Below are 12,560 nucleotides of genomic sequence, written 5' to 3'. Positions count from 1 at the left end.
TACCCAGGCTGTAAAGGGGATAACTTTTGAAATTTCCAAATCGGCTCATACAAAACCGAATTTCATAACAGTATCGGAATCTATTAGGTATACAATGGCAGACTTATCTAAACATAAACAGATAGAGATAGAACATCCCGGACAATATATTCTGTCTATTCGGTTAGAAAAGGCAGGGATATACTTTTCGATATATAACCCGTCTGTCAATAATTCGTTCCAAGCTTGTTCCGAAAAATTCCCGGCAGGAGAAGACTATCTGCATTCTCTTGAGAATTTCGTATATGAATATCCGGAACTGTTGCAACCCTATAAAAAAGTTTATATCCTGTTGCAATCGAACAGGTTTACCTTTGTGCCTCGCGATTTCGAACCTTCGGGAGAAACCGACATTTATTACCGATATTGCTTTCCCGGTACATCAGACAGAATTCTGGAAAACAGACTGGAACAAAATGGCATATACAATCTATTCGGCATAGATGACGACATATATGCCTTCTTGCTACGAACGTTCGATTTGCCGGTCATTCTCCACCACCTCAGTCCTCTTTGCGAGTATTTCTATACTAAAAGCCGCATGGGGAATAATGAGAAAATGTATGTCAACATCGAAAACAAATATCTCGACATTATCTGTTTTGGTAAAAAAGGGTTGCTCCTTGCCAATACTTTCGAATACGAGCATACGAATGATGCAGCATATTACATACTGAACGTGTGGAAACAGCTAAATTTCGACCAACAAAAAGATGAGGTGCACTTGACGGGCAAGAACGAACAAAAAAAGATAATCGTTCCTATCATTCAAGAATATATATCTTGTGTCATGCCTTCGATATTCCCGGCACAATTATTCAAAATGGGAAAAGACACGCTCAATGCACCTTTTGACTTAATCATTACACCTCTATGCGAATTATAAACGGTAAATACGGAAAACGCCGGTTCGATGTTCCGGCCAATATAAAGGCAAGGCCTACTACGGACTTTGCCCGTGAAAATCTATTCAACGTACTCAACAATATAATCGATTTCGATGGTATCTCTGCCCTCGACCTTTTTGCCGGTACAGGAGCCATCAGTTTTGAACTCGCTTCTCGCGGTTGTGCCAAAGTCATATGTGTCGAGGCATATCACGTACAGTACAATTTTATCAAAAAAGTAATACAAACTTTAGGAGCCAAAGAGCTGATTCCGGTAAAAGGGGATGTGTTTAAATTCATATCCTCCTGCCGTGAGAGTTTCGATTTCATATTTGCCGACCCTCCATACGATTTGCCCCGACTAAATGAAATTCCGAAACTTATTCTTTCGTCTTCTTTATTAAAACCAAACGGACTGTTGGTTGTAGAACACTCTAAAAACAATGATTTCTCATCTCTTCCCGAATTTGAAGAGCATCGCGTCTACGGAAGTGTAAATTTCAGTTTCTTCCGCAACCCTGCAAACAAGGAGGTAAATGAATAATGGCAAATTTTAAAGGTTTGGTGACCGGGATACTGTCGTCATCTACATTCGGTTTGATACCTCTGTTTACCCTGCCGCTCATGGCACAAGGCATGACATTCGACTCTATCCTATTCTACCGTTTTCTGACAGCCGGTGTGGCTATAGGCATATTACTGCCTATACGGGGGGAATCGTTCGTAATCCGAAAATCTGAACTCCCCACCCTTTGTTATTTAAGTTTGTTCTACGTCATGTCGGCTCTGTTTCTCTTCTGGGGCTACAACTATCTGCCCAGCGGTGTAGCTACAACGATACATTTCATGTACCCTGTCTTTGTCACTTTGATTATGAGCATTATCTATCACGAAAGGCTATCTGCAATCATTATCACAGCCATTATACTGGCAATTAGTGGTGTTGCCTCTCTATCCATTAGCGACACCGAACAGGGCATCGATTTGACCGGTATCGGTATTGTTCTCATCTCTGCCATTAGTTATGCCCTATATATTGTAAGGGTAAATAAGTCAAAAGTGCGCAACATGAACGGAACAAAGCTGACCTTCTACGTATTAATGATAGGTTCTCTGATTTTTTTGCTGAATGCACAGCTAAAAGGTGGTGTACAAAGTATACCCGATGGAAAGGCTTTCATGAACATTCTCATGCTGGCCATATTACCGACTGTCGTTTCAAATCTGGCACTAGTATATGCCATTAAGAACATAGGGTCTACACTGACAGCCATATTAGGGGCCATGGAACCTCTTACTGCATTAAGCATCGGCATTCTGGTTTTTGCCGAACCCTTGACCCCAACCATTGCTTTAGGTTTTATACTCATTATCTCTGCCGTATCCCTCATCATTCTTGCCCAACCCATACAGAAAGGGCTAAGACAATTGGTTATACAACTGAAACGGCATTGATAAAACTTACACAACTTAAAAAACGGACACCCCGTATACATGTCTTTCGTCAAAACAATGTGTTATCCAGTTTCTGCCTGTTTATTTCATCCAAATAATCAAGAGTCAGGCGAGAAAATGCATAATCAGATAAATGTCCCGCAGGGACTCTTATATAATCCTCTGTTTCGGGAAGTTCCCGCTCTATCGATAAAGTATAAAAACGAGCATAAATGATACGGTGCGACAGCACATGTTTACGGACTATGGGAAACCCTTTTAGTTCTATTCGCCCAACTCCATCCATCAAATTGCAGTAAAATATATTTTCCTGCAACTGCTCAAATGTAACATCCCGGTCTGTTTCGATTAGGACAAATTCATACAAATTGCGCCATATATCGTTTGCCGTCCTACGGTGTATCCAAGTTATATCACCAAACGAAATATGCAAATAATTAAAATACCGAGGCTTTACTACGGTTTTACCCTGTTTTACGGGATATTTTTCCATCTCATTTCGAGCCCGAGCCATACATTTATCGGACAAAGGGCAACCCTCACATTTGGGAGAACGAGGCATGCATTGCAAAGCTCCCAACTCCATAATAGCCTGATTATATATCGCCGCATGTTTACGGTCGAGCAATATACCGGCAAGTTCGGAAAACTGTTTCTTTCCGACACTCGAATCTATCGGAGTTTCCAATGCAAACAGTCGAGACAGTACCCGATACACATTACCATCTAAAACAGCAAACGGCATATCATAAGAAAATGAGCAAATAGCCGCGGCAGTATACTCTCCTACCCCTTTCAAGGAAAGTATCCCTGTATAAGTATCTGGAAACTTCCCTCCAAAATCGGCCATGATCTGCTTTGCAGCCGCATGCAAATTTCTGGCCCGACTATAATATCCTAATCCTTCCCAATATTTCATCACCTCATCTTCCGAAGCTTCAGCCAGAACTTTTACATCCGGGAAACGAGACACAAAACGGACAAAATAATCATACCCCTGCACGACTCGCGTCTGTTGCAGTATAATCTCGGAAATCCATATAATATAAGGGTCCTTCGTCTCCCGCCAAGGTAATTCCCGTTTGTTCTGTTCGTACCAACGAATCAGAGGCTGCGAAATAGACGGAATATTATCCATAAAATCTGCCATATCTTGAATGAGAATATTCGGCAAAAATAATCAAAAGCATCTATTGTACTTTGAATAAGGAAAAATAAATTCTGACATTGGATTATTGAGCTTTTATGTGTACATTCGCATTTCCTTAGAAATATACCAAAATGAGAAAAAAGAAACAAGTGATTTACAGTGCCGACTGGCTAGCAATACATCCCTACAAAACTTCAGCAACAGACTTATATTATGTAAAACTTTCGAACCGTATATTTGATGCCATCGAAGCAGTACTCGACAACACTCCTTTCGAAAACGACATCTTAGCTCTTACAGAGGATGAAAAGAAAAGGCTTAGTTGTACCTTGACCGCCTACTTTGAAGATGTCATATCCCAAACTAACATTTTTGTTGCATTCAGAACTGAAAATAAAAAACGGACAGGAAAACCTATACCATTTTTTGACTGTTCGGATTACGAAGAAGACGAAATCAACACACAAGATATACAATTCCTGATTTGGCATTATTACATGCAACTCAATGGAACGGAAATTCCTTTCTCCCCCTTAAATCCTCTTTTCTCAGAGATGGCCAAGAGCGTAATGACAATACTTGACGAAGAATACGAAACAGCCCCTGAAAATAAAAAACTGCAAGAATTTTTCAATATTCCGGATGATATCAAACAAAATATCCAAGCGCTACATACATACATTTTCTGGCTCGGAACCGAATCTTACCTCTTTCAGGAAAACGGCATATTTCTACAGACTGATGCTGAAGAAATAGCTGAAATAGCCCAAAACGATAATATGGAAGAACAGATTCCGGACATGATTAACATGATGTGCAACGATTTTACATACAATCATGTTACAGAGTTTCACGCACTCCGCCCAAGCCAATGGTTGGCTCGTGTATTGGGAAAGGATAATTGCCTTTACCAGCCTCTAAATGAACTTTCACGCAAATATTCGGGCTATTTCAAATATGAAAGTGAAAACTCTACCCATACAAAATTCATACATATTGCCACTGGAAAAGAAATCGACATCGTCAATCGTTCTCTACATGGTTTCCCAAAAGATATGAAAGATAAAGAGCTGGTTCTATTTATCGGCTTTGTGCGATGGATGGATGAATGGTGGTTTATAGGACAAGTGCGTTCATATAATCAATCGAATGAAATAAAAAAAGAAGTTGATAACGAAGAGGAACTGCATCTCTTTGATGATTCTTATGAACCGACTGAAAAAGAACAAACCGCCTTATTCAACAAAATAATGAGTATAATGGCCGAAGATGGCCCTGACTATACAGATGAGGACAGGGCTTGGGGTACTATGATGAACAGGGATATAAGCAAAAACTTTATCAAAAAAGCTTTTGAAGAAGGTCATTTGCCCAAACTCAATTTTGAAGGAGAAACCAACAATCAGTTGATGAAAGATAACTTGAATTTCATTCTCGACTATATGAAACGCTGACAAAAAAATATTTTCACAAAATTACAAACAAACTCTAAAACATAAGAACCATGAAGTTAAAAGCATTCATTGTACTGTTTGCATTATCTATATGCATCTCGACACAAGCTGCTATCGTAGATACAGTGCAAGTAAAAAGTAAAAAAATGAACCGGAATATTCCTTGTGTCATTATCTCTCCGGATAAACAAACCGGAAAAACTTATCCTACACTATACCTCTTGCACGGATATAGTGGTAACCATAAAACATGGATAGGCATAAAACCTAATTTGCCTCAGCTCGTCGATGAATACGGAATAATTGTAGTCTGTCCTAACGGTGAAAACAGTTGGTATTGGGACAGTCCAATAAATGCGAACTCCCAATTTGAAACATTCGTTTCTGACGAGCTTATAAAATATATCGATAAAAATTATCCTTCTATCCCAAATCGTAAAAAAAGAGCTATTACTGGCTTAAGCATGGGAGGCCATGGAGCTATGTGGCTGGCCATCCGCCACCAAGATATTTTCGGTGCCGCAGGTAGTATGAGCGGTGGATTAGATATACGTCCTTTCCCTGATAATTGGGATATGAAAAAACAAATCGGAGAAGAAGATAAAAATCAACAAATATGGGAAGAGCACACCGTTATCAACCAACTCGACAAATTAGAAAACGGTAGTCTGGCCATCATCTTCGATTGCGGGTATAGCGACTTCTTCTTGACAGTAAACAAGAATTTTCATCAAGGTCTGCTCGACCGGAAAATCGACCACGATTTCATTGTTCGTCCAGGATGGCATAACGCTGAATATTGGAACAACTCCATCGACTACCAACTACTGTTTTTTAACAAATTCTTTAACAAAAAAGATACTAAAACAGAATAATTTGTTAATATGTTAATAAAAGACGCTTTTTTCACAGAAACAATGTTAAAACAATAATTTATTTTGCATTATTACTTGTAAAACAAGTATGAAAAATATATATTTGTACTATGTTTTTTCATAGTATTAGATTTAAGGTTTACAAAGATTGGTTGTCGGGAGACAACCTTTTTTTATTTATATAATTTACAATACTCCCATACGAATCATCCGTAAAATTTTGCCAAGACAAAATAAAAAAGACTGCTCACCACTCATTTCATCCCGAAACGATAAATCAATTTGGCAAACCTTCTCTCTTTATAAAATGATAATCCGAGTTAAAATGTTAATTAAACAGTTATTTTTCACACAAACAATGTTAAAAAACAAATCTTTTTCACACTCAGACTTGCAAAATAGAAACAACCCGCTTATATTTGTCATGTGTTTTTTCATGGTATTAGATTTAAGGTAAAGAAGATTGGTTGTCGGGAGACAACCATTTCTTTTTCATAAAGCTACATGATTTATTTACGCTTTCCTGTCATAGCAACGATTCCAAGTCGGATAATTTCGGTATGGTGAAAAAATTTCTCTGCATATTTACGTCCTATTTCCTTATCATTTGGAGAATATTTAGCAACCAATAATTCTAAAGCATGCATACGTTCTTCCAGTAAAAGGGCTATATGAGCAGCACATCTCATCACAATACTTTCATACGTTGTTGTAAACTTATCTAGAACAGCCCGAGTACATCCTATTACACAAAAAAACACTTGATTATTTTCCCTGATACAATCCAACATCTGTCCTTTCGGAGTACAATGTATATATATTAATTTTTCTGATTCCAAACATAGTTCAAAGGAATACCATAGCCTTCATTTCCAATACACATCGACAATATACCATATTCTCTGTAGATAACAAACCTAAAGCTTTATCTTCGTCAAGTAAACGGTACTGACGACGAACAATTCCCATTATCATATATTCCCATATAGCAACATTATATTCCTAATACATTTCTGAGTATCCACCAGCTTATCAGTAATATCAAAAATATATTTACCGTAACCGGATGATAAACAAAATTCCTGATTTTCTCGAACCGGCCTCCACTTTTCAAATAAACAGTTCCTCCCAATAAAATCAAATAAGGAATGGATATAAGTAAAAAAAAATTATAATGTATTGCTTCTAAAAAACGAAAATGAAGCAAATGATATACAGCCCGTTGACTTCCACAAGCCGGACAATCCAGTCCTGTAAAAGAATGAAATATACATTTAGGCATCCATATTGCTTCCTCAGGATTTACAAAGCAAAGTAAAACAAGTATAGATACACCAACAAAAGCCAATAATTTACTATATGCCGAAAAATGCACTTGCAACTCCCATGAAAAAACCGATTGTTATAGAAACAATACCGATTACCAAAGACAGAATACTAAACAATTTGGACTTATCTGCAGCTTCTTTGGCGCCAATCTTATCGCCAGCACTCCACAAAGTATCGACCTTGCTCGAATACACAATAGCTACAATCCCCAATGGCAGGCAACATAATATTGTCGTAAGAATCGCCCAAATCAAATAATTATCAGGTTTTCCTACAAAATCAGTATGAGCCTGAGGCCTCTCTCTTGAAGCTTCATTTTCCGGTTTGGCAGAAGATGAAGAGCTTATCGGCGGTGCCGGTGGTTGGACAAAAATCACCGACAATTCCGGAACAGAACCTGCCGGTTGCCAATTTTCCATTCCGGCCCTCCATACTAATGTTTTTTCTGTAACTCCATATTTTCTTAAATCATTTCCATTAACTGGTCCCTGCTGTTGTTCCGAGTCATCGATATAAAAATATTCTTCCATAATATTACTAATAATAAAAGACTCTAATATTAAATATACATGAGTCTTCTCTATTCCATGTTATTAGCAAACATATAAAAAAGAATGCACTATTCACAGAAAAATAAAAAAATTTTCATTTATGATTGTCTATTTCTCTACAATTTATTATTTCTGATTTCGCCAATATTCCAATACAGTGTTAACAAAAAATTCGATTTTAATCAAACTTTGTTAATAAAGAGAATGTTTTTATACTCAGAGTTGCAAAATAACAATAAACATTTTACATTTGCACTATGTTTTTTCATGGTATTAGATTTAAGGTTAATGAAGATTGGTTGTCGGGAGACAACCTTTTTTTATATACATACACTTAATCAAAATATTTTCCAATCATCACAAATATAGGGCTTAAAAAACAAATTTCCCGTACAAGTATTCTTTGTACGGGAAACAATATTTTTAAATGATTTACAAGCATCCTTATTCGGCAATAGGAATGATTGTGCCTTTATCAGCTTTCAACCTTTCATAAAAAGCAGCACTTGCTGTATATACATAAGGAATAAACCAAATCAGCCCAATCACTGTAATGGTTGCTAAAATAGCCCAACCAATAAAACTTAACATCAATATAAACAAGTCGGCCTTATGCCCCTCCATCATACGCATACTCTCATCAATTGCCTGAGAAGGTACCAATTCAGGGCGGTCCCTAAGTATATAAAACGTCATCGAATAAGAAAGCCCTTTGATAATACCCGGAACAATAAGAAGTAATGTCCATAGAAATGTATATACATAAACTAATATGTAACATACAAACATTCTTTTAAACTGCTGAAAAGGAAGAATCAAATCTGAAACTTCGGGAATCTTTCTATCACGAAATAAGTCGTAAAAACTATATAAAAGACCTATCATAACAGGAACAGCAACACCAAAATATAAAATCAAATAAATAAATGAGTAAGACTTCGCAAATGCGGCAATCACACAAACAATAAATAATGCAACCAAAGAGACAGCAACACTCGGTTTCCAATTTCCCGAAAGAGCTGCCAATGCCTGATTTTTAAAATCAGAAGATTTGTAACTTTCCATACATTTTAGATTTAATTATAAATAATCTTCTAAATTACAACTATTCTATAAGGAGTAAAAATAATATAAGAATAAAATATAAATAAAAATATATTTATCACTGATAAGCGATTCTCTCTTTTGCAATTCTCTCTCCAACATCTTATACCAGAATAAAAGGCAAAACCTAAAATCCAGTGTCTTCACAGTAAGTTTTTCCGTTTCATATAAGCTGCAACATATGAACAAGTAGGAATTACTCTTAAATATTTTTCTTTACTATATTGTAATGCAGCATCTACTAAAACGGCAGCAATTCCTCGTCCTTCTATCGGATGAGGCACAAACGTATGAGTAATATCTATTGTATTCCCCTTTATTCTATATTCCAAATAGGCAATATAACCTTCATATTCAACCTCGAATCGATGATTTGCAGGCTTATGCATTACTTCATACTCCATAATTTCATTGTTTTAATGTATATAAAGATAACAAATGAAACAACAGATTGATTATAAAGAACTATATTTTAAACTTTTTCTAAGGAATAAATATATAAATCAAATACTTAATGAAACATGCTTAAAAAACAAAAGCTACTGAAAATATCAGCAGCTTCCCTAAAAATAATATGTGGAGATGGAGGGATTCGAACCCTCGTCCAAACGAGGAACTAATGAGCTTTCTACATGCTTATCTTCGCCTAAATTGTCGGGAACAGACAAGACCGAAGCCACCAATCCATTCCTTAGTCCCTTAAAGTTTCACCGAAGACCCGGAACAAATCCTCGGCTATTTCCGATTTCCCTGCACCACCTGTTCGGTACGCTTCGGAACAACAGCAACCGGGTGATGTCTTGTCTCCCCAACTATTGAGGAGATTAAGTTAATCTACTGTACTTCGATTAAGCAGCAAGAGCGTAATTATTTTCGCCATTTAAATTTTTGATGTCTGAGATTTAAGAGCAAGCCATCCACGCTCTGCATGCTTACACACCACTTCTACCCGCTGTCAAAACCGGTCATCCCCATGGGTGTACTCTTCGTTAAATCCGAAAAGGGAAACAAAGATAATCTTTTTTCGTAAAATACTTGATATTAATATATCTATTTAACTTTTTAATAGCATAATCATCTTTATTGCTAAATCAAAAAACACAATTTTCCCATTCGCATTTTGCCCAATATCATCATAAGCCCGACTTAACTCCTCCATAATAGGATAAACATTACGCTCATGAATAAAAGGTGCAAAACGAGATGAAAATTGAGCTTCTTGAGTAGTCATATAATTAATTTCCGGTTGTCTTATATTGTATATAAAATTTTCTCGCAACATCCTCTGGGCATATGACAAGAAAATACGCTCTTTCTCTCGTCCTAAATCTGAAATTTCTTCACTCCATAATTTCAGGTCTTTAATTTTCCTACCATACGCCAACCGCATAAGGCGCACAAACAAATCAAAATTCAGACGCATCTCGTCCGAAACTCGTATCGATTCAAGAGCCCTCAGATAATTACCACTGGCAATATGCGCAATTGCAGAAGCATCCTCTGGAGACAGCGAATAATTAGTCACCAAAGCTGAGGAAACAACATCCTCACTTAACGGTCGCAAATGAACAGGCTGAGTACGAGACAAAATAGTACCCAATATTGCCGAAGCATTATCGCTTACCAATAAAAAAACTGTTTTGTCATACGGCTCTTCCAGAAGTTTCAGTAATTTATTAGCACAAACAGCATTCATTCTTTCCGGCAGCCAGATAATCATGACCTTATAGTCAGACTCATAAGTTTTCAGACTTATTTTACGAATAATCTCTCGACTCTCCTCAGCATATATCATCGCCTGACTATTCGCCGCATCAATATATTCCAGCCACTGGTCCAGATTGAAATACGTATTTTCTGCAAGAAACAAACGCCAATCTTCAATATAATCATCACTTACCCGTTTTTTCTTCTTTTCATTCTTAACAATCGGGAAAACAAAATGCAAATCGGGATGCATCAGATTATTATATTGTTTACATGAAGGACATTGGCCACAAGCATCATTTTCTCCTTTATTAGTACATTGAATATAACGGGCATAAGCCAACGCCAACGGAAACTTTCCCACACCTTCAGGCCCACAAAACAATTGGGCATGAGCTATCTGTCCCGTTTTTACCGAATGAATAAGACGCTGTTTTACATCTTCTTGCCCAATCACATCTCTAAAAAACATATTCTTGTTCCTCTTTATTAATAGACAGCTTGAGCAACACGCCTTACACTCTCAGTCGCCATCATAGAATAAAAATGTATACTGGGTACACCTTTGGACTTCAACTCCTTGGCTTGCATGGTACACCATTCTATCCCCACCTGCTTGGCATCATCATCATTTTTGCAGTTCTGCAGCTCTTTGGCCAACGGTTCTGGCAAATCTACATGGAACACTTTGGGCAAGACAGTCAGTTGATTGGCCAGAACAATGGGCTTTATGCCAGGAATAATAGGGACATTAATACCTTCGGCGCGACAACGCTCGACAAAAGCAAAATATTTGTCATTATCGAAAAACATCTGTGTTACCACATAACTGGCACCAGCTTTTACCTTTTCTTTCAAATAATTCAAATCAGACTCCGGATTTGGAGCTTCATCATGTTTTTCAGGATACCCCGCAACACCATACGAAAAAGGAGTATCCATCAATGACATCTTACTACCATCCAAAAAATACCCTTCATTAAAACGATTTACCTGTTGCTGCAAATCGATAGCATGAGTATGCCCATCCGGTGTAGGGACAAATTTATTATCATGTTTAGCTTTATCTCCTCGTAAAATCAGCAAATCATATATCCCCAAAAAATTCAAATCAATAAGAGCATACTCTGTCTCGCTTTTGGTGAAACCGCTACATATCAAATGTGGTACTGCAGGAATTTGGTACTTATTTTGTATAGCCGCAGCTACAGCCACGGTTCCGGGCCGAGTGCGTTCCGATATACGCTTATACAATCCTCCCTCCATATCTTTATAAACAAACTCACTACGATGAGTCGTTATATTTATGTATTTTGGATCAAATTCACGTAACTTATCTATCGTATTAAATACCTTTTCTATACTGTTACCTTTTAAAGGAGGAAGTACCTCAAAAGAAAATGCAGTGGACTGTTTGTCTGAGATTAAGTCTACAATGCTCATCGTTCAAAATTTTGTTTTTACAAAAGTAACATTTTTGATGAAAATCCTGATAAAAACCTAAAAATTAAACCATCCCCCCCTTATAAAATTTGAGAATGAAAATTTCATCTTTAAAGTCAGGACCAATAAATACATATCTGGAACAGATACACTCAATACGATTCGTAAGCCAAAACGACAGTGATTCATTTATAAATTTTATTTAATGCAAGACTGAAAATAAATGGCTATCGTTAAACAAATACAAAACTCACATTTTTCTTCCCGAAATATTTGGAGTAGACACTGATCGTCTCTATATTTGTATCGTGTTTTTCATGGTATTAGATTTAAGGTTAATGAAGATTGGTTGTCGTGAGACAACCTTTTTTTGTTTATAAACATTCCTCAGCTCTACCGCACAACGACAATACACACTTCAAAAGATTCTTTCAGAGCAATAGTTCCCAGCTTCTTCTCACTTAAATAAATATAATTACAAAATGAGAATTGGATAATAATGACCTAATTTAGCATCATTATTATCCAATCCATTCTTAAAAATACAAATAATAATAAAGTATCAA

12 protein-coding genes, 1 other RNA gene and 1 pseudogene are annotated in these 12,560 nt (G+C 36.8%); 5 read left to right on the top strand and 9 right to left on the bottom strand.

What is annotated here, in order from left to right:
- Positions 1-94 precede the first annotated feature (94 nt).
- The 3 genes from Cop2CBH44_RS14690 to Cop2CBH44_RS14680 are packed head-to-tail and all read left to right on the top strand — an operon-like array spanning position 95 to position 2,381.
- Positions 95-925 (top strand): DUF3822 family protein, encoded by an 831-nt coding sequence (locus Cop2CBH44_RS14690; RefSeq protein WP_157256136.1) that lies wholly within the window; start codon positions 95-97, stop codon positions 923-925.
- Positions 913-1,470 carry a 16S rRNA (guanine(966)-N(2))-methyltransferase RsmD gene (rsmD, locus tag Cop2CBH44_RS14685; protein ID WP_021929736.1) on the top strand — a complete coding sequence of 186 codons (558 nt, stop codon included), beginning with the start codon at positions 913-915 and terminating at the stop codon, positions 1,468-1,470. The genes Cop2CBH44_RS14690 and rsmD overlap by 13 nt, the downstream gene beginning before the upstream one ends.
- Positions 1,470-2,381, top strand: a complete 912-nt coding sequence (locus Cop2CBH44_RS14680) for a DMT family transporter (RefSeq protein ID WP_021929735.1) — start codon at positions 1,470-1,472, stop codon at positions 2,379-2,381. The genes rsmD and Cop2CBH44_RS14680 overlap by 1 nt, the downstream gene beginning before the upstream one ends.
- A gap of 49 nt (positions 2,382-2,430) precedes the next feature.
- Here the strand turns inward: Cop2CBH44_RS14680 and mutY are convergent, their stop codons facing one another.
- Positions 2,431-3,531 (bottom strand): A/G-specific adenine glycosylase, encoded by a 1,101-nt coding sequence (mutY, locus tag Cop2CBH44_RS14675; RefSeq protein WP_044228248.1) that lies wholly within the window; start codon positions 3,529-3,531, stop codon positions 2,431-2,433.
- A gap of 131 nt (positions 3,532-3,662) precedes the next feature.
- Between mutY and Cop2CBH44_RS14670 the strand changes: the two genes are divergently transcribed.
- Positions 3,663-4,985: a DUF3843 family protein gene (locus tag Cop2CBH44_RS14670; protein WP_200755108.1), complete on the top strand. Its 1,323-nt coding sequence runs from the start codon at positions 3,663-3,665 to the stop codon at positions 4,983-4,985.
- A gap of 50 nt (positions 4,986-5,035) precedes the next feature.
- A complete protein-coding gene (locus Cop2CBH44_RS14665) occupies positions 5,036-5,860 on the top strand; it encodes an alpha/beta hydrolase (protein ID WP_044228251.1) in 825 nt (274 codons plus the stop codon).
- Positions 5,861-6,369: 509 nt separating this feature from the next.
- Here Cop2CBH44_RS14665 and Cop2CBH44_RS16775 read toward each other — a convergent pair.
- The 8 genes and pseudogenes from Cop2CBH44_RS16775 to metF form a co-directional block, all read right to left on the bottom strand.
- A pseudogene (locus tag Cop2CBH44_RS16775) lies at positions 6,370-6,835 on the bottom strand (pyridoxamine 5'-phosphate oxidase family protein).
- Positions 6,836-6,854: 19 nt separating this feature from the next.
- Positions 6,855-7,142, bottom strand: coding sequence for a DUF2752 domain-containing protein (locus Cop2CBH44_RS14655; protein WP_157256139.1), 288 nt, complete (start codon positions 7,140-7,142; stop codon positions 6,855-6,857).
- Positions 7,143-7,215: 73 nt separating this feature from the next.
- A complete protein-coding gene (locus tag Cop2CBH44_RS14650; protein ID WP_021929731.1) occupies positions 7,216-7,719 on the bottom strand; it encodes a CD225/dispanin family protein in 504 nt (167 codons plus the stop codon).
- A gap of 465 nt (positions 7,720-8,184) precedes the next feature.
- On the bottom strand, positions 8,185-8,805 hold the full coding sequence (locus tag Cop2CBH44_RS14645; protein WP_246469134.1) for a DUF975 family protein: 621 nt from the start codon (positions 8,803-8,805) through the stop codon (positions 8,185-8,187).
- Between the two features lie 182 nt (positions 8,806-8,987).
- A complete protein-coding gene (locus Cop2CBH44_RS14640; RefSeq protein ID WP_021929729.1) occupies positions 8,988-9,248 on the bottom strand; it encodes a GNAT family N-acetyltransferase in 261 nt (86 codons plus the stop codon).
- A 170-nt stretch (positions 9,249-9,418) separates the two neighbouring features.
- Positions 9,419-9,817, bottom strand: a transfer-messenger RNA (tmRNA) gene (gene ssrA, locus Cop2CBH44_RS14635).
- Positions 9,818-9,898: 81 nt separating this feature from the next.
- Positions 9,899-11,023 carry a DNA polymerase III subunit delta' gene (holB, locus tag Cop2CBH44_RS14630; protein ID WP_021929728.1) on the bottom strand — a complete coding sequence of 375 codons (1,125 nt, stop codon included), beginning with the start codon at positions 11,021-11,023 and terminating at the stop codon, positions 9,899-9,901.
- Positions 11,024-11,040: 17 nt separating this feature from the next.
- On the bottom strand, positions 11,041-11,994 hold the full coding sequence (gene metF / locus Cop2CBH44_RS14625; RefSeq protein WP_021929727.1) for a methylenetetrahydrofolate reductase [NAD(P)H]: 954 nt from the start codon (positions 11,992-11,994) through the stop codon (positions 11,041-11,043).
- Between the last annotated feature and the right edge of the window lie 566 nt (positions 11,995-12,560).

It is taken from the genome of Coprobacter secundus subsp. similis (assembly GCF_015097275.1).
Lineage (GTDB): Bacteria > Bacteroidota > Bacteroidia > Bacteroidales > Coprobacteraceae > Coprobacter > Coprobacter secundus.
Note: the sequence above shows the minus strand (reverse complement) of the source record. Positions and strands in the feature narration are given on the sequence as shown.